This window comes from Blastococcus sp. SYSU D01042 (assembly GCF_054050515.1).
This window is the reverse complement of sequence record NZ_JBJGZM010000007.1, coordinates 157,721-174,705: the sequence shown is the minus strand read 5'-3', so window position 1 is coordinate 174,705 and position 16,985 is coordinate 157,721. Positions and strand designations below refer to the sequence as shown.

17 protein-coding genes and 3 tRNA genes are annotated in these 16,985 nt (G+C 74.2%); 6 read left to right on the top strand and 14 right to left on the bottom strand.

The window, feature by feature from the left end:
- The first annotated feature begins 16 nt into the window (after positions 1-16).
- Positions 17-718 (top strand): IclR family transcriptional regulator, encoded by a 702-nt coding sequence (locus tag ACI79H_RS14435; RefSeq protein WP_456555092.1) that lies wholly within the window; start codon positions 17-19, stop codon positions 716-718.
- Here ACI79H_RS14435 and ACI79H_RS14430 read toward each other — a convergent pair.
- Positions 715-1,380 (bottom strand): helix-turn-helix transcriptional regulator, encoded by a 666-nt coding sequence (locus ACI79H_RS14430; RefSeq protein WP_456555091.1) that lies wholly within the window; start codon positions 1,378-1,380, stop codon positions 715-717. The genes ACI79H_RS14435 and ACI79H_RS14430 overlap by 4 nt on opposite strands.
- 197 nt (positions 1,381-1,577) lie before the next feature.
- Here ACI79H_RS14430 and ACI79H_RS14425 point away from each other — a divergent pair, with 197 nt between their 5' ends.
- Positions 1,578-1,799, top strand: coding sequence for a hypothetical protein (locus ACI79H_RS14425; protein WP_456555090.1), 222 nt, complete (start codon positions 1,578-1,580; stop codon positions 1,797-1,799).
- 9 nt (positions 1,800-1,808) lie between these two features.
- On the opposite strand, the gene ACI79H_RS14420 is transcribed toward ACI79H_RS14425, so the two are convergent.
- The 4 genes from ACI79H_RS14420 to galT are packed head-to-tail and all read right to left on the bottom strand — an operon-like array spanning position 1,809 to position 6,069.
- Positions 1,809-2,093, bottom strand: a complete 285-nt coding sequence (locus tag ACI79H_RS14420) for a hypothetical protein (RefSeq protein ID WP_456555089.1) — start codon at positions 2,091-2,093, stop codon at positions 1,809-1,811.
- Between the two features lie 20 nt (positions 2,094-2,113).
- Positions 2,114-3,799 (bottom strand): sodium:solute symporter family protein, encoded by a 1,686-nt coding sequence (locus ACI79H_RS14415; protein ID WP_456555088.1) that lies wholly within the window; start codon positions 3,797-3,799, stop codon positions 2,114-2,116.
- Positions 3,800-3,820: 21 nt separating this feature from the next.
- Complete coding sequence (galK, locus tag ACI79H_RS14410; protein WP_456555087.1) at positions 3,821-4,987, bottom strand: galactokinase; 1,167 nt, start codon at positions 4,985-4,987, stop codon at positions 3,821-3,823.
- On the bottom strand, positions 4,984-6,069 hold the full coding sequence (galT, locus tag ACI79H_RS14405) for a galactose-1-phosphate uridylyltransferase (RefSeq protein ID WP_456555086.1): 1,086 nt from the start codon (positions 6,067-6,069) through the stop codon (positions 4,984-4,986). Before galT ends, galK begins: the two co-directional genes overlap by 4 nt.
- A 172-nt stretch (positions 6,070-6,241) precedes the next feature.
- Between galT and ACI79H_RS14400 the strand changes: the two genes are divergently transcribed.
- Positions 6,242-8,695 (top strand): glycoside hydrolase family 3 protein, encoded by a 2,454-nt coding sequence (locus ACI79H_RS14400; protein ID WP_456555085.1) that lies wholly within the window; start codon positions 6,242-6,244, stop codon positions 8,693-8,695.
- 54 nt (positions 8,696-8,749) lie between these two features.
- Here the strand turns inward: ACI79H_RS14400 and ACI79H_RS14395 are convergent.
- The 6 genes from ACI79H_RS14395 to ACI79H_RS14370 all read right to left on the bottom strand — a co-directional run bounded on the left by ACI79H_RS14395 (position 8,750) and on the right by ACI79H_RS14370 (position 12,455).
- A tRNA-Glu gene (locus tag ACI79H_RS14395) sits at positions 8,750-8,822 on the bottom strand.
- 102 nt (positions 8,823-8,924) lie between these two features.
- Positions 8,925-8,997: transfer RNA gene (locus ACI79H_RS14390), tRNA-Glu, on the bottom strand.
- 48 nt (positions 8,998-9,045) lie between these two features.
- Positions 9,046-9,117, bottom strand: a tRNA-Gln gene (locus ACI79H_RS14385).
- Positions 9,118-9,181: 64 nt separating this feature from the next.
- Positions 9,182-10,159 carry a CPBP family glutamic-type intramembrane protease gene (locus ACI79H_RS14380; protein WP_456555084.1) on the bottom strand — a complete coding sequence of 326 codons (978 nt, stop codon included), beginning with the start codon at positions 10,157-10,159 and terminating at the stop codon, positions 9,182-9,184.
- Positions 10,156-11,640: a glutamate--tRNA ligase gene (gene gltX, locus ACI79H_RS14375; protein ID WP_456555083.1), complete on the bottom strand. Its 1,485-nt coding sequence runs from the start codon at positions 11,638-11,640 to the stop codon at positions 10,156-10,158. The genes ACI79H_RS14380 and gltX overlap by 4 nt, the downstream gene beginning before the upstream one ends.
- Positions 11,637-12,455 (bottom strand): fumarylacetoacetate hydrolase family protein, encoded by an 819-nt coding sequence (locus ACI79H_RS14370; RefSeq protein ID WP_456555082.1) that lies wholly within the window; start codon positions 12,453-12,455, stop codon positions 11,637-11,639. The genes gltX and ACI79H_RS14370 overlap by 4 nt, the downstream gene beginning before the upstream one ends.
- Positions 12,456-12,497: 42 nt before the next feature.
- Here ACI79H_RS14370 and ACI79H_RS14365 point away from each other — a divergent pair, with 42 nt between their 5' ends.
- Together ACI79H_RS14365 and ACI79H_RS14360 are read left to right on the top strand one after the other, a co-directional pair.
- A complete protein-coding gene (locus ACI79H_RS14365) occupies positions 12,498-12,878 on the top strand; it encodes a VOC family protein (protein WP_456555081.1) in 381 nt (126 codons plus the stop codon).
- 42 nt (positions 12,879-12,920) lie between these two features.
- The gene (locus ACI79H_RS14360; protein ID WP_456555080.1) at positions 12,921-13,247 is read left to right on the top strand and encodes a putative quinol monooxygenase; all 327 of its coding nucleotides are present in this window, start codon (positions 12,921-12,923) and stop codon (positions 13,245-13,247) included.
- A 4-nt stretch (positions 13,248-13,251) separates the two neighbouring features.
- On the opposite strand, the gene ACI79H_RS14355 is transcribed toward ACI79H_RS14360, so the two are convergent.
- Together ACI79H_RS14355 and cimA are read right to left on the bottom strand one after the other, a co-directional pair.
- Positions 13,252-13,536, bottom strand: coding sequence for a hypothetical protein (locus ACI79H_RS14355; protein WP_456555079.1), 285 nt, complete (start codon positions 13,534-13,536; stop codon positions 13,252-13,254).
- Between the two features lie 297 nt (positions 13,537-13,833).
- The gene (cimA, locus tag ACI79H_RS14350; RefSeq protein WP_456555078.1) at positions 13,834-15,423 is read right to left on the bottom strand and encodes a citramalate synthase; all 1,590 of its coding nucleotides are present in this window, start codon (positions 15,421-15,423) and stop codon (positions 13,834-13,836) included.
- A gap of 180 nt (positions 15,424-15,603) precedes the next feature.
- Between cimA and ACI79H_RS14345 the strand changes: the two genes are divergently transcribed.
- On the top strand, positions 15,604-15,984 hold the full coding sequence (locus tag ACI79H_RS14345) for a hypothetical protein (protein WP_456555077.1): 381 nt from the start codon (positions 15,604-15,606) through the stop codon (positions 15,982-15,984).
- A gap of 33 nt (positions 15,985-16,017) precedes the next feature.
- Here the strand turns inward: ACI79H_RS14345 and ACI79H_RS14340 are convergent, their stop codons facing one another.
- On the bottom strand, positions 16,018-16,983 hold the full coding sequence (locus tag ACI79H_RS14340; RefSeq protein WP_456555076.1) for a DUF4240 domain-containing protein: 966 nt from the start codon (positions 16,981-16,983) through the stop codon (positions 16,018-16,020).
- Between the last annotated feature and the right edge of the window lie 2 nt (positions 16,984-16,985).

The following is a 16,985-nucleotide window of genomic DNA, read 5'->3' as shown; positions in this document are numbered from 1 at the left end:
ATGCAAGTATTGCTGTGTGGGACAGCCTAACCCCGTCGCCCTTCTGGACAAAGCGGTCGCGATCCTCCGTGCCGTCGCCGACGAGCCGGCCACCCTGGCCGAGCTGGTCGCCCGCACCGGCCTGCCGCGCGCGACGGCCCACCGGCTGGCCGTCGCGCTCGAAGGCCACCGGCTCGTGCGGCGCACCGACACCGGCACCTGGGCCCCCGGTCCGGCGCTGGCCGAGCTCGGCCGCGGCTCGGCCGACCTGGGCGACATCGCCGGCCGGCACCTGGTCACGCTGCGCGACGCGACCGGGGAGAGCGCCCAGTTCTACGTCCGCGACGGCGCCAGCCGGGTCTGCGTCGCCGCCGCCGAGCGCACCAGCGGCCTGCGCGACACCGTCCCGGTGGGCGCGCGGCTGCCCATGACCGCCGGCTCCGCGGCGCACGCGCTGCTGGCGTTCACCCCGGCCGACGAGGTCACCCGGCTGCTCCCGTCGGCCAGCTTCACCGCCCGCACGCTGCTCGACGTCCGCCGCCGCGGCTGGGCGCACAGCGTCGCCGAGCGCGAGCCGGGCGTGGCCTCGCTGTCGGCCCCGGTGCGCGACGGCGCCGGCGCCGTGCTCGGCGCGGTCTCCATCTCCGGACCCGTCGAGCGGCTGGGCCGGCGGCCGGCACCCGAGGTGGTGGGCGCCGTGCTCGACGCCGCGGCCGCGATCTCCCGCGCCGCGCGCTAGCCGGCGTCCGACCCGCCGGGCGCGAACGGCAGCGCCCGGGCCGCCGCGGCGGCGATGGTGTGCACGCCGAGCTTCTCGCGGATGTGCTCCATGTGCTTCCGCACGGTCCCCACCGAGATCCACAGGGCGTCGGCGATCTCCACCGTGGACGCCCCCGTCCCGGCCAGGCCGAGCACCTCCCACTCCCGCGGCGAGAGCGGCAGCGCTCCGGCGCGGCGCCGCTCGGCGTCCTGCCACACCTCGTGCAGGTGCGGGCGCAGCAGCTCCAGCAGGCGCCGGTCCGCGGCGTCGAAGGGCGGTCCGGACGAGCGCACGAAGAGGAAGCGCCGCACCTCCCCCGGCGGCGCCGGGACGGGTACGACGACCTCGCGCGCGTCCCCGGGCGGGCGCCCCAGCAGCCGCGCCCACGGCTCGGCCGGCCCCTCGGGCCCGGAGCGGACCACCTCCCGGGTGCCGTCGGCCGCGACGGACTGCAGCAGCAGCGCCTGCCCCCGGCGGTGGTCGTAGCGCTGGTAGCTCACGTCCTGGTCGCAGGCCAGCAGCCGTTGCAGGCCCTCGAGCAACGCCCAGGGGACGATCGGCCCGGGGTCGTCGTGCCGCGCCTCGTCGAGGACGGCGAGCAGCACCTCGGCGTCGCCCGCGCGGACCAGACCGGTGCCCATGACTGCTCCCGCCGTCGGCCGGTGGCAGCCGACGCTAGAGCCGCACCGGGGCCCGCGGAAGGGCACGAGGATACGTCCGGAGGCGTATTCCGGCCCCCGTCCCGGCGGATCACCGTCGTCGGTACCGGGCTCCTCCGCCCGGCCCCCGCAGCCGAGGGTCGCTCCGCCGCCGGCGCCGCACCCGGACAGGACCACCGATGAGCACCGTCGTCCACGGGCCGGCCGCCACCTGGGCCGCCGCCCACCGCGCCCTGCTGTTCCTGCTCGCCCTCTCCGTCGCCGTGGTGGCCGCCGTCACCGTCGTCCTGGTGGTGCAGGCGGCCGACGACCCGGCCCCCGCCACCACCGGCTCGGTCGCACCGGTCGAGGAGGTCGACCCCGCCTGCGCCGACCTGCCGATGACCGGGACCTTCTGCTGACGGTCGGGCTCAGTCCTCCCCGGTCTCCGGGGAGGCGACCACGATCGGGCGCAGCCGCGCCCACAGGGCGAACAGCAGCGCGAACACGATCATGGCCACGCCGACCCAGAGGTTGGCGTTCCACCCGTCGGTCTTCGCCAGCGCCTCGTCCCCGCCGTCGACCAGCCCCACGACGACGAGGACGACGCCGTAGAGACCGATGAGGCCGGCGATCACGTTGCGGACGTCGAACGCCCCGGCGGCGCGCTTCTCGCCCGAGCCGGCGCCCGCGTCCCTGCTGCCTGCTGTGCTCATGCGGATCCCTCTCCTCGTGGTCAGCGGAAGACGACGTTCAGGACGATCACCATGGCCAGCGCGATGCCGGCCAGCGGCACCGGTGACCGGTACCACGGCAGGCGGTGCGCCTCGGGATCGGTGCGCTGCTCCCTGGGCGTCTCGGAGTAGACCAGCCCGACGAGCTCGTGCGCCGGCTTGGGCTGCGACACCTGCGTGACCACCACGCTGACCAGGACGTCGACGACGAAGGCGGCGCCGGCGGCCACGAAGCTGGCGCCCTGGCCCTCCAGCGGCAGCACCCCGAGGGAGGTCTCGCCGAAGGCGTCCTCGCTCAGCAGCGCGACGGTCACGGCAGCCAGGGTGCCGGACACCAGGCCCGCCCAGCCCGCCGTCGGCGTCATCCGCTTCCAGAACATGCCGAGGATGAAGGTGGCGAACAGCGGCGCGTTGAAGAAGCCGAACAGCGTCTGCAGGTAGTCCATCAGGTTCGTGTAGCCCGACGCGATCAGCGCCGTCCCGATGGCGGTGACCGTGGCCCCGACGGTCGCCCAGCGGCCCACCCGCAGGTAGTAGTCGTCCGACCGGTCCTTCTTCACGTACTGCTGCCACAGGTCGTAGCTGAAGACGGTGTTGAAGGCCGAGATGTTGGCCGCCATGCCGGCCATGAAGGCCGCCAGCAGACCGGCCAGCGCGACGCCGAGCAGACCGTTGGGCAGGACGTCGCTGATCAGGTAGAGGATCGAGTTGTTGTAGTCGAAGTCCGGGTCGCCCGACGCCTTGGCCTCCACGACCTCCGGCACCAGGACCGTGGCGATGATGCCGGGGATGACCACGATGAACGGCACGAACATCTTCGGGAACGACCCGATGATCGGCGTCGCCCGCGCGGCCGAGATGGAGTGGGTGGCCATGGCCCGCTGCACCTCTACGAAGTTCGTCGTCCAGTAGCCGAAGGACAGCACGAACCCGAGGCCGAACACGATGCCGACGACCGACCAGAACGGGCTCTCGAAGCCGGTCAGCTCGGTGGCCGGCCACGAGGCCAGCATCTCCTCGTTCCCGGCCTCGCGCACCGAGTCGATCATCCCGCCGATGCCGCCGACCCGGTGCAGCCCGATGAGGGTCAGCGGGAGCAGCGCGGCCACGATCACGAAGAACTGCAGGACCTCGTTGTAGATCGCCGCCGAGAGCCCACCGAGGGTGATGTAGCTGAGCACCACGACCGCGGCGACGATCAGCGAGACCCACAGCGGCCAGCCCAGCAGCAGCTCCACGATCCGCGCGAGCAGGTAGAGGTTGATGCCGGCGATGAGGATCTGCGCGACGGCGAAGCTGAGCGCGTTGACCAGGTGCGCCCCGGGCCCGAACCGGCGCCGCATGTACTCGGGGACGCTGCGGACCTTCGAGCCGTAGTAGAAGGGCATCATCACGACGCCGAGGAACAGCATCGCGGGGACGGCGCCGATCCAGAAGTAGTGCATCGTCGCCATGCCGAACTGGGCCCCGTTGGCCGACATGCCGACGATCTCGACCGCGCCGAGGTTCGCCGAGACGAAGGCCAGGCCGGTCACCCAGGCGGGCAGCGAGCGCCCGGACAGGAAGAAGTCCAGGCTGTCGGACACCCGCCGCCGGGCGGCGAAGCCGATGCCCAGGACCACGGCGAAGTACGCCGCGACGAGGGCGTAGTCGACGACGTTCGCGTCGAGCTGGAGTGAGTCGTCCATCGGTTCCTCTTCTCGGAAGGGTCAGGCCAGCCGTCGGGCGCCGGCGGACGGGACGGTCACGAAGGTGCGGGGCGCGTCGAGCCCGTCGTGCTGGAGGCGGGCGGTGACGGCCGCGGCGACCCGGTCGACGGCGTCGGCCTCGACCAGCGCGATCGCGCTGCCGCCGAAGCCGCCGCCGACCATGCGGGCACCGTGGGCGCCGGCCTCCAGCGCCGCCTCGACGCAGGCGTCCAGCGGTGGGACGGAGACCTCGAAGTCGTCGCGCAGCGACGCGTGGCTCTCGGTCAGCAGCGGGCCGATGGCGCGGGGGTCCTCCCCCGCCCGCAGGACGTCGACGACGCGCAGCACCCGCGCGTCCTCGGTGACGACGTGCCGGGCGCGGCGGTGCAGCAGCGCACCCTCGGACGTGCCGTCGTCCAGGACGGCGAGGGCGGCGACGTCCTCAACCTCGCGCAGCAGCGGCACGCCGAGCCGCTCGGCGGCCTGCTCGCACTCGCGGCGCCGGTCCCGGTAGCCGCCGTCGGCGTGGTCGTGGGTGGTGCCGCTGTCGACCACCAGCAACGCCAGCCCCGCCGCGGCGAGGTCGAAGGGCACCTGCTCGCTGCTGCGGTCGCGGGTGTCGAGGAACAGCGCCGCGCCGGCCTCGCAGAGCACGGACGCGGACTGGTCGAGGATCCCGGTCGGGGCGCCGACGTAGTCGTTCTCCGCGCGCCGGGCGACCTCGACGAGGTCGGCGGGGCCCAGGTCGAGGTCGAGCAGGTCGCGCAGCGCCAGGGCGACGGCGCACTCGAGCGCCGCGGACGACGACAGCCCGGCGCCGGCCGGGACGTCGCCGTCGACCAGGACCTCCAGCCCGCCGGGTACCGCGTCGCGCAGCTGGTGGACGACGCCGGCCACGTACCCCGCCCAGCCCGGGGGCGTGCCGGGCGCGAGCTCGGCGACGGCGAGGTCGGCGTCCGCGTCGGGGTGCTGGAGCGACCGGGCCACCAGCCGGCCGTCGTCGCGGCGGGCGACGGCCGCTCGGGTGGTGTGCGGCAGCGCGACGGGCAGCACGAAGCCGCCGTTGTAGTCGGTGTGCTCCCCGATCACGTTGACCCGCCCCGGTGCCGCCCACACCCCCTCGGGGTCCCGGCCGAAGCGCTCGGCGAAGGCAGCGGCCGCCCGCTCGCCGGCGTCGTCCCGGGTCACCAGCTCACCGCGCGCAGCTGCTCGGCGACGTCCTCGGGGCCGGTGTCGGTGATGAACGCGCCCATCCCCGACTCGGAGCCGGCCAGGTACTTCAGCTTGCCCGGCGCGCGGCGCAGCGAGAACAGCTGGAGGTGCAGCCACCACTCGTCCCGGGCGCGCAGCGGGGCCTGGTTCCACGAGGCGATGTAGGGCATCGGGGTGTCGAAGCGGTGCGCGAAGCGGCCCAGCACGTCGAGGTAGACGTCGACGAAGGCGTCCCGCTCCTCGTCGGTGAGCGCCGGCAGGTCGGGCACCTTCCGAGTCGGGAAGATCTGCACCTCGTAGGGCCAGCGCGCGGCCGCCGGCACGAACGCCGTCCAGTGCTCGTTCTCCGTCACCACCCGTGGCCCGGTGCGCTCGGCGGCCACGACGTCGGCGAACAGGTCGCCGCCGGTGGCCTCCCGGTGGCGACGCACGGAGGCGAGCACCTTCTCGACCCGCGGGGTGACGAACGGGTAGGCGTAGATCTGGCCGTGGGGGTGCGACAGGGTCACCCCGATCTCCTCGCCGTGGTTCTCGAAGACGAAGACCTGCTCGATCCCCTCGACCACGGAGAGTTCCGCCGTGCGCTCGGCCCACACGTCGACGACGAGCCGGGCGCGGTCGGCCCCGAGGTCGGCGAAGTCGCGGTCGTGGTCGCTGGTGAAGACGACGACCTCGCAGCGGCCGAAGCCCGGGCGCAGCTCGGCCAGCGGCGAGCCGGGCGCGGTGGGCGGGACGTCGCGCTCGACACCGGTGGCCAGCGAGGGGAAGCGGTTCTCGAAGGCGACCACCTGGTAGTCGGCGTCGGGGATCTCCGTGGGCCGCCCGGGCCGCGTCGGGCACAGCGGGCACTGGTCGGCCGGCGGCAGGAAGGTGCGGCTCTGCCGGTGGGAGGCGACCACGACCCACTCGCCGAGCAGCGCGTCCCACCGGAGCTGCGACCGCGTGGCCACCGCCGGCAGGTCGCGGGTGTCGGGAGCGTCGTGCGGGGCGGGCTGCGACCCGTCGTCGAAGTAGAGGATCTGCCGGCCGTCGGCCAGCTGACGATCCGTCCGGATCACCGGGGACACCCCTCCTGAGCAGCATGACCGTGCCCGAGGAGCGGACGGCCGCGGCCGACGCTAGACCCGTGGTGATCACGCGGCCACCGCAGGGAGGCTCCACCGCGGCCATGTCGCTCACTAGCGTGTGCCGCACCTCACCCGCGCAGCAGCCGACCACGAGAACGGACCCATGACGCGACCCGCAGCACTCCCCGGCACCCGGCTCGACGACGCCCTCCGAGCGCTCTCCCTCGAGGAGAAGGTGCAGCTGCTCACGGGGCGCGACTTCTGGACCACCTGGCCGCTGGAGTCGATCGGGCTGCGCCGGATCCTGGTGTCCGACGGGCCCTCCGGCGTCCGCGGCGAGGTGTGGGACGAGCGGGACCCCTCGCTCAACCTGCCGTCCGCGACCGCGCTCGCGGCCGCCTGGGACCCGGACCTCGCCCGCCGGTACGGCGCCGCGGCCGCGGTCGAGGCCCGGCGCAAGGGCGTCGACGTCGTCCTCGGCCCGACGATCAACCTGCACCGCTCGCCGCTGGGCGGCCGGCACTTCGAGTGCTTCAGCGAGGACCCCGTCCTCACCGCCGAGCTGGCCGCCGCCTACGTCGCCGGCGTCCAGGACAACGGGGTGGGCGCGACGCCGAAGCACTACGTCGCCAACGACTTCGAGACCGACCGCTTCACCGTCGACGTCCGCGCCGACGACCGCACGCTGCGCGAGCTCTACCTGCTGGCGTTCGAGAAGGCCGTCGTCGAGGCCCGCGCCTGGCTGGTCATGAGCTCGTACAACTCGATCAACGGCGCCACCGCGAGCGAGAACGAGCTGCTCGAGACGCCGCTGAACAGCGAGTGGGGCTTCGACGGCGTGGTGATCAGCGACTGGACCGGCGTCCGCAGCCTGGAGAGCGCCCGGGCGTCGCAGGACCTCGTCATGCCCGGCCCGCAGGGACCGTGGGGCGAGGCGCTGGTCGCCGCGGTGCGCGCCGGCGAGATCGCCGAGGCCGTCGTCGACCGCAAGGTGCTGCGCATCCTGCGCCTCGCGGAGCGCGTCGGTGCGCTGGAGGGCACCGCGCCGGCCGAGCCCCTGCTGGTGGAGGACGGGCCGAGCCTGGCGCGGGAGGCCGCCGCCGCGGGCACCGTGCTGCTGGAGAACCGCGACGAGCTCCCGTGGGACGCGACGGCGCTGCGCTCGCTGGCCGTCATCGGCAACAACGCCTCCGCCGCCCGCACGCAGGGCGGCGGCAGCGCGACCGTCGTGCCCGAGTACACCGTCTCGCCGCTGGAGGGCCTGCGCGCCGCCCTGCCCGGGGTCGACGTGCGGTACTCGGTCGGCGCGGTGGTGCAGGACGGCGTCGTGGAGCTGCCGCTGCGCGAGCTGGCGGTGCCGGCCACCGGCGAGCCGGGCCTGCACGCCCGCTTCCTGGCCGACGACGGCTCCGAGCTGCACGTCGAGGACCGCCGGTCGAGCAACCTCGTCTACTTCGGCAGCGACGTCCCGATCGAGGAGGCCGCCGAGTTCGAGCTCACCACCCGCTGGACACCGTCGGAGAGCGGCGTCGTCCGGCTCGGCGTCGCCCTCGTCGGCACCGCCCGCCTCTACGCCGACGACGAGCTGCTCGTGGACGAGAAGCTCCGGCCGGCCGCCGACGCGCTGGGTGCGGCGTTCACCAACCCGCCGACGGCCTCGGCCGAGGTGCGGGTCACCGCGGGCACGCCGGTCGACCTGCGGCTGGTGTACGACCTGCGCCGGCGCCGCGGCTTCAACGCCCGCGCCATGTCGCTGCGCCTGGGCACGGAGCCGGCCGACGTCGACGCCGACGCGCTGATCGCCGAGGCGGCCCGGACCGCGGCGGAGGCCGACGTGGCCCTGGTCGTCGTCGGCACGAACTCCCTCGTCGAGTCCGAGGGCTACGACCGGACGACGCTGGCGCTGCCCGGCCGGCAGGACGACCTGGTCCGCGCCGTCGCCGCCGCCAACCCCCGCACGGTCGTGCTGGTCAACGCCGGCTCCCCGGTGCTGCTGCCCTGGCGGGACGACGTCGCCGGGCTCCTGGTCGGCTGGTTCGGCGGGCAGGAGTTCGGCAACGCGGTCGCCGACGTCCTGCTCGGCGTCACCGAGCCCGGCGGCCGGCTGCCCACCACCTGGCCGGCCGCGGAGGCCGACGTCCCGGTGCTCTCCTGCACGCCCACCGACGGCGCGCTGGAGTACGTCGAGGGCATCCACATCGGCTACCGCGCCTGGCTCCGGCAGGAGGCCGCCCCGGCCTACTGGTTCGGCAGCGGGCGCGGCTACACCCGCATCGACCTGGTCGGCGTGGACGCACCGGAGCAGGCCGGCCCCGGCGAGGTCGTCACGCTGACCGTCGAGGTGGCCAACCGCGGCGAGCGCGACGGAAAGCAGGTCGTGCAGGTCTACGCCGAGCGGCCCGACTCCGCGGTCGACCGGCCGGTGCGCTGGCTGGTGGGCTCCGCCCCGGTCCGGGTGCCGGCCGGCGGGACGGCGTCCGTGCCGGTGCCGGTGCCCACCCGACTGCTGGCGCACTGGGCCGGCGGCTGGCAGCACGAGCCGGGCAGCTACCGGCTGCGGGTCGGCACGACGGCGGTCGACCTGCCCCTGGAGACCGTGCTGACGCTGCGCGGCTGACCCGGGGACGACGAGAGCCCCCGACCGTTGCCGGTCGGGGGCTCTCGTTCGCTGTAGCCCCGAAGGGATTCGAACCCTCGCTACCGCCGTGAGAGGGCGGCGTCCTAGGCCGCTAGACGACGGGGCCGGACTCGGACATCCTGCCATGCCCTCGCGGCCGGCTCCGCACGGACCCCCCGGGAACGCGCGAGAGCCCCCGACCGTCACCGGTCGGGGGCTCTCGTTCGCGTAGCCCCGAAGGGATTCGAACCCTCGCTACCGCCGTGAGAGGGCGGCGTCCTGGGCCGCTAGACGACGGGGCCGTGCAGTGCTGCGGTGGTGCTGCAGCGTGAGGAGCTGGCGCTTCCTCGCTGGGGTACCAGGACTCGAACCTAGACTAACGGAACCAGAAACCGTCGGGCTGCCAATTACCCCATACCCCATGGGCCGTTCTCACGGCGCCGCAGAGAACGATACCCGACGCCTCGCGGGCCGGTGCACCCCCCTCTAGGTCCGCGCGCCCCGGCGGGCGGCGAGAGCCGCGAAGGCGAGCACCCCTGCCGCTCCGACCAGCGCGAACGCCTGTCCGGGGCCGCCCGGCACCAGCCCCGGCACGGCCCCCTCCCCGAGGACGGCGGCCAGGACCAGGACGACCACCGCCACCACCACGTGCAGCGCCACGGCCGCCTCGACGCCACCGGTGAGCGCCACCGCGGCCGAGGCGGCTAGCCCGAGCAGCACCCGACCCAGGAAGGCGGGCCAGTCGTCGGTGCCGTGCACCAGGGCGCCCAGCAGCGCGCTGACGAGCGCCGCGACGACGGCGCCGGCGCGCGGCCGGCCGATCCAGGCCGCCACCGCCTGGCTGAGGTAGCCGCGGAGCAGCACCTCCTCCGCCGCGGCGCGCAGCGGCACGGTGAGCAGCCCGGCGAGCAGCACCCAGCCGACCTCGGGGACCGGGCCGGCGACCTCCCGGTCGGCGAGCGCCACCGCGCCGAGGACCCCCAGGCCGACCGCTGCGCCCGCGGTGGCGAGCGCGAGCAGCGTGGAGCGCCGCAGCCGCGGCCACCGGAGGCGTCCGTCGACCGACAGCCCGCGCCCCGGGCCGATGCCGTGCGCGATCGGCCAGGCGAGCAGCACCGCGGGCAGCGCGACCGCCACGCCGACGTCGGTGACCAGCAGCCCGCGCCAGGTCAGCGGAACGGGGTCGAGATCGGCGCCGGTGCCGGTGAGCACCTCGACGACGCGGGTGAGGACCAGCGCGATGCCGAGCAGGAAGGCGACCAGCAGCAGGCCGGCCGCCGGGCGCCACCACGCCCACGGGACGTCGCGCATGGCCAGCAGGTACGGCACCCGCGGCGCCGGGGCCGGCGGCTCGACTTCGTCGGCCGCCTCCACCCGCGCCACCGGGACGTGCTGCTCCGGCGACGGCCGCAGGGTCGGTGGCGGTCCGGTGTAGCCCTGCTCCTCCGGCGCCGGGGCGGTCATCCGCCGGCGATGTCGCGGGCCGCGGCCAGCCGGGCCAGGGTGCGCTCGCGGCCCAGCAGCTCCATCGACTCGTAGAGCGGCGGCGAGACGGTGCGCCCGCTGACCGCGACCCGCACCGGCCCGAACGCCTGCCGGGGCTTGAGCCCCAGCCCGTCGACGAGGGCTCCCTTCAACGCCGCCTCGATCGCCGGGGTGGTCCACTCCCCCAGCTCGCGCAGCGACGCGGTCGCCGCGTCCAGGACGCCGACGGCGTTCTCGCCGGCCAGCTGCTTCTCCGCGGCGGCGGGGTCGATCTCGACGTCCTCGACGAAGAGGAAGCCGAGCAGCCCGACGGCCTCGGAGAGCACGATCATCCGCTCCTGCGCCATCGGCGCGATCGCGGCGAGCACCCGCTGCTGCTCCTCGGTCGGCGGCTCGGCGACCAGCCCGGCCGCCGCCAGGTACGGCAGGACCCGCTCGGTGAACTCCTCGACCGGCAGCGCGCGCAGGTGGGTGGCGTTGATCGCCTCGGCCTTCTTCAGGTCGAAGCGGGCCGGGTTGGCGCTGACCCGGGTGACGTCGAACGCCTCGACCATCTCGGCGGTCGAGAAGATGTCCCGGTCCTCGGCGATCGACCAGCCCAGCAGCGCCAGGTAGTTGGCGAACCCCTCCGGCAGGAAGCCTCGCTCGCGGTAGACGTCGAGGTTGGACTGCGGGTCGCGCTTGGAGAGCTTCTTGCTGCCCTCGCCGGTGACGTAGGGCAGGTGCCCGAACCGCGGCGTCCCCTGCGCGACGCCGATGTCGGTCAACGCGGCGTAGAGGGCGAGCTGGCGCGGGGTGGAGGGCAGCAGGTCCTCACCCCGCAGCACGTCGGTGATCTGCATGAGCGCGTCGTCCACGGGGTTCACGAACGGGTAGAGCGGCGCCCCGTTGCCGCGCACGAGGACGAAGTCGGGCACGGAGCCCGCGGCGAAGCGCACCTCGCCGCGCACCAGGTCGGTCCAGACCAGGTCCTCGTCCGGCATGCGCAGCCGCAGCACCGGCGCGCGGCCCTCGTCGCGGAAGGCGGCCTTCTGCGCGTCGGTGAGGAAGCGGTCGTGGTTGTCGTAGCCGAGCTTCGGGTCCTGCCCGGCGGCCCGGCGCCGCGCGTCGACCTCCTCGTTGGTGGAGAACGACTCGTAGGCGTGGCCGGACTCGAGCAGCTTGCCCGCGACCTCGCGGTAGACGTCGAACCGCTCCGACTGCCGGTAGGGGCCGAACGGGCCACCGACCTCGGGGCCCTCGTCCCACTCCAGGCCGAGCCAGCGCAGGCAGTCGAGCAGGTGCCGGTAGGACTCCTCGGAGTCGCGGGCGGCGTCGGTGTCCTCGATGCGGAAGACGAAGGCGCCGCCGGTGTGCCGGGCGTGCGCCCAGTTGAACAGCGCCGTCCGCATGAGGCCGACGTGCACCATGCCGGTCGGCGAGGGGCAGAAGCGCGTGCGCACCGGTCCGGGCACGCTCATCGGGCGCCACCCGCGGTGGAGACGGCGTCGGCGGCGGTGACCGAGTTGGCCAGTGTGCCCAGGCCCTCGATCGTGCACTCGACCCGCTGGCCGGCGCGGATCGGGCCGACGCCGGCGGGGGTGCCCGTGAAGACGACGTCGCCGGGCAGCAGCGTCATGACGCGGGAGATGTAGGAGATCAGCGTCGGGATGCCGAAGATCAGCGAGCTGGTCCGGCCGTGCTGGCGGCGCTCGCCGTCCACGGTGCAGGAGACCTCGAGGTCGGTCGGGTCCAGGCCGACGCCGGGCAGGTCGGTCTCGATCCAGGGGCCCAGGGGGCAGAAGGAGTCGAAGCCCTTGGCGCGGGTCCACTGCCCGTCGGACTGCTGCATGTCGCGCTCGGTGACGTCGTTGCCGATCGTGTAGCCGAAGACGCTGGACAGCGCCTGCTCCGGGGAGACGTTGCGGGCTCCCCGGGCGCCGATGACGACGGCGAGCTCCACCTCGTGGTGCACGTTCGTGCTGCCCGGCGGGATGCGGATGGCGTCGCCGGGTCCGATGACCGACGTCGAGGGCTTGAGGAACAGCAGCGGCTCCTTCGGGGCGTCGCCGGTCCTGCCCTTCATCTCCGCGATGTGGTCGGCGTAGTTCTTGCCCACGCACACGACCTTGCTCGGGAGGATCGGCGACAGGAGCCGGATGTCGGCCTGCGCGTAGCGGGCGCCGGTGAAGGAGATCTGGCCGAAGGGGTGGCCCTCGATCTGGGCCACCTGGCCGTCTCCGTCGAGGACACCGAAGGACATGCCCTGGGGCGAGGCGAAACGGACGATGCGCACGGCCCGAGGCTAGTCGGGCCGCCCGCCGACTACCGTCCGACCATGGCCTGCCGCTTCTCCGAGCTCGTCGTCAACAGCCGCGACCCCGAGGCGCTCGCCGCCTTCTGGGCGCAGGTGCTGGACTACCGGGTGCTGGGCCGCGAGGAGGACGGCTCGGTGGAGATCGGCCCGGCCGAGGGCTTCGGCGGAGCGGCGCCCACGCTGGTGTTCGGGCCCGTGGCCGACCCCACGCCCGGCCGGCGCCGCCTGCACATCGACGTCAACCCCACCGACCGCGACCAGGAGGCCGAGCTGCAGCGCCTGCTCGGCCTCGGCGCCACCCGCGCCGACGTCGGCCAGACCGGCGACGAGGGCTGGCACGTGCTCGCCGACCCCGAGGGCAACGAGTTCTGCCTGCTGAGGACGCGGCTCGACCCCCTCTGAGCACGGTCGCGCCGGGCAGGGCCCGGGGACGACAATGTCCCGGTGATCCTCATCGTCGTGAAGTTCCCCGTCCGCCCCGAGCGCGCCGACGAGTGGGTGGGCCTGGCCGCCGACTACGCCCGCTCGGTGAACGCCGAGGAGGGCTCGCTGTTCTTCGAGTGGTCGCGCAGCCTCGACGAGCCGGACACCTTCGTCTGCGTCGAGGGGTTCCGCGACGCGGACGCCGGTGCCGCGCACGTGGGCACCGACGCCTTCAAGCGCTTCGTCGAGCAGGCCCCCGAGCTGGTCGCCGCGCAGCCGCAGATCATCTACGTCGACGCCCCCGACGTCCCCGGCTGGGGCCCGATGGGCGAGATCCAGCCCCGCTGACGGCTCAGCTCCGGCGGCGTCGCCAGAATCTGCGGCGGCGCGCGACCGGCGCGGGCTCCGGGAGTTGCTCGGCGAGGGCTTCGTACTCGACGAGCAGGCTGCGCAGCAGCGTCTCGTACTGAGGACGGCTGAACCGGAACGACAGCAGAGGGCCGTACTCGTCCGCCTCGGGGACGAAGTCCTCGTACTCCACCTGCCACCCGACGTCCTGCCACTCGACCACGTCGGCGTCACGCACGACCCGGGTGGTCAGCGCCCGGCAGGCGAGGTCCTGGTCGATCGGGCACACGAGGAGCGCCACCCTCCCGTCGGACGTGTCCGGAGCTCCTGTGCCCAGCAGCGCATGGAGGCCCTTGACGGCCTCACGTGGCGCGTCGGGCCACAAGCGGGTCAGCTCGCTGGGCGGCTCGGCGACCGCCCACCGCGCTGCCACGTGCGTGCGGAGCGGAACTCCGTCGATCGACCAGTCATCGAAGGCCGTGTCGCGTCCGCCCGGTTTCCGCTCGGCCAGGTCCACCGTGCGAGTCGTCGCGGGCAGCGTCCCGAGCCGGCTCGGAGGCCGATCGCCCATCCGGACGCCCACGGCTCAGCCGGCGGCGGGCCGGCGGAGGACGGCGTAGGTCATGGCGTCGACGAGCGCGTGCCAGGACGCCTCGACGATGTTCGCGTGCACGCCGACCGTGGTCCACTCCCCCACGCCGTCGGTGGTGTCGATGAGCACGCGGGTGGTCGCGCTCGTGCCGCCGCGCCAGCCGAGGATGCGGACCTTGTAGTCGGCCAGCGCGACGTCGGCCAGCTGCGGGTACCGGTTGACCAGCGCCTGCCGCAGCGCGTTGTCCAGGGCGTTGACCGGGCCGTTGCCCTCGGCGGTGCTGATGACCCGCTCGCCGTCGACGTGCACCTTGACGGTGGCCTCGCTGACCACGACGCCGTTGCCCCAGTGCTCGACCGAGGTCTTGTAGCTCTCCAGCTCGAACAGCGGCGCGGGCGCGTCGGGCAGCTCGCCACGCAGCAGCAGCTCGAAGGAGGCGTCGGCCGCCTCGAACGACCAGCCGTCGGCCTCCAGCACCTTGACCCGGTCGACGACGCGGCCGATCGCGTCCCCCTGTCCGGACAGGTCGACGCCGAGCTCGCGGCCCTTGAGCTCCACCGACGCCCGGCCGGCCATCTCGGTGACCAGGATGCGCATGTCGTTGCCGACGACGGCGGGGTCGAGGTGGTTGTACAGCTCGGGGCTGACCTTGATGGCGCTGGCGTGCAGCCCGGCCTTGTGCGCGAACGCCGAGGCGCCGACGAAGGGCTGGTGGTCGTCGGGGGCGATGTTGGCCAGCTCGGCGATGGCGTGGCTGACCCGCTGCAGCTCCGGCAGGCACTCGGCCGGCACCACCGGCAGGCCCATCTTGGTCACCAGGTTGCCGATGAGCGCGAAGGTGTCGGCGTTGCCGGCCCGCTCGCCGTAGCCGTTGGCGGTGCCCTGCACGTGGGTCACGCCGGCCTCGACGGCGGCCAGCGAGTTGGCCACCGCGCAGCCGGTGTCGTCCTGGCAGTGGATGCCCAGCCGCCCGCTCACCCGCGCGCGCACGTCGGTGACGACCCGGCTCACCCCCGAGGGCAGCATCCCGCCGTTGGTGTCGCACAGGACGCCCACCTCGGCGCCCGCGTCGAAGGCGGCCTGCAGCACGGCCACCCCGTAGCCGGGGTCGGCGGCGTGGCCGTCGAAGAAGTGCTCGCAGTCGACGAAGACGCGCCGGCCGTGGCCGACCAGGAAGGCGACGGTGTCGGCCACCATCGCGAGGTTCTCCTCGAGCGTCGTCCGCAGCGCCTCCCGGACGTGCCGCACGTCGGACTTCGCGACCAGGCACACGACCGGCGTCCCGGCGTCCAGGAGGGCTCGGACCTGCAGGTCGTCCTCCACCCGGACGCCCGCCCTGCGGGTGGACCCGAAGGCCACCAGCTGGGCGTGCCGCAGCTTGAGCTCGGTGCGGGCACGGGAGAAGAACTCGGTGTCCTTGGGCAGCGCACCCGGCCAGCCGCCCTCGATGAAGCCGACGCCGATCTCGTCCAGCAGCCGGGCGACGGCGAGCTTGTCCGCCACGGAGTAGCTGACGCCCTCGCGCTGGGCGCCGTCGCGCAGCGTCGTGTCGAAGACGTGGAAGTCGGTCGCGCTGGTGGTCATCGGAACTCCTGGGAGGGGTGCTGCCGGCCCGAACACGAAAAAGACCCCCCGGGTACGGGAGGTCTGCGCGCAGTCGAGGAGGGGACTGCGCGCTACACGATGATGATCGAGCGGGTGGTGTGCATCGCGACGAGTAAATCACGCGCCGCGGGCGGGCCCGGCCTGGCAGGCTCCCCCGCCGTGATCCCGACCGGCTGGACCCCCGTGTACCGCGCCGACGGCGAGCTGGTCGGGTGGCTGGCGGCCGACGGACGGCCACGGCTGCTCACCGGGGCGCCGCTGGCCGCGCCCGCCCACGACGGGGTCGAGCTGCTGCGGTCCCGCGGCCTGGCCGCCCTCGACCGTCGCTGGTGGGCGCGGCTTCCCGACGGGCCCCTGACCGGGCTCGTCGACGCCGGGGAGCCGGACGAGGACTGGACCTGGCAGCCGGTGGTGCTGGTCGAGTCCTCCCCCGCCGGCTGCACGGTGCGGCCCGAGTGGCCGGCGCCCGGCGAGACGGGCCGAGCGCAGCTGCCTGTCCCCGTCGGTGACCTGCTGCGCGAGCACCCGCCGGAGGACTGACCGGGCCGGGAAGCCGGGTGATCGCCGTCGGCTCTAGGTCGGCAGCAGCTGCGCACCGGCGCGGCGCAGCTCCTCGAGCTGGGGCCGCGCGGGATGGTCGTCCGGGAGCACGGCGAGCACGCACGACGCTCCCAGAGCCGCCAGTCCCCTCCGGCGCTCCTCGGCCCGCCACCCGCGGACGGAGTCGGACGAGACGGCGACCCGTACCCGGATCTCGTCGTGGACACCGATCTCCGAGCGAGCCGGCTCGCCCACCTCCGGCTCCGTTCGCCAGGTGTCGGCGAACTCGATCACCGCGGCGACGTGATCGACGCCCAGGTGCTCCGGCAGCCCGCCATTGGTCGTCACGATGCGAGCGAGGTCGGTCGAGACGTCGTGGAGGACGTCGCTGCGGAGGAACCCGGGCGGGTAGTACACCGTGAAGGACTCCCAGCCCCCGTCCGCGGTGGAACGCCCCGCCTCGATCGGGTCCGACAGGTCGTGGGCGTCCACGGAGACCAAGCGCAGGCCCTGGTCCCAGGGCTCGCTCTCCGGCTCGGGACGCGGCGTCCAGTACTGCGCGTTGGAGCCGGTCTCGTACGACACCGTCGTGTCGACCTCCTGGCCGAGGATCTCCTCGGCCACGTACAGCAGCTCCTCGCACTCCTCCCACTCACCCTGGGCCAGCACGGTGGGGTCGCGGAGCACGCGCTCACAGGTCTCACGGCCCCTGACCACCAGGCCCGCCCGCAGGTAGAGGAAGCCGTCATCACTGAGCGGGACCGGGTCCTCGTCGGACGGGTCGTCCCGGAACCGGACGGGCTGATCGGCCAGCACCTCCCGATCCAGGTCGAACAGCACGCGGGCCAACTGCTCCTGGAAGCCGACCACGTCCTTGCGGCGGCGTCCGCGCAGCGCCTCCGTCAGGTTCTCGACCGCCTGGTCGTCGCCCCGCCCGCCCATCCGGCCGATGAGCGCCCAGAACTCCCCCTCGTCGAGCGGACGCCGGAACAGGCGCACCG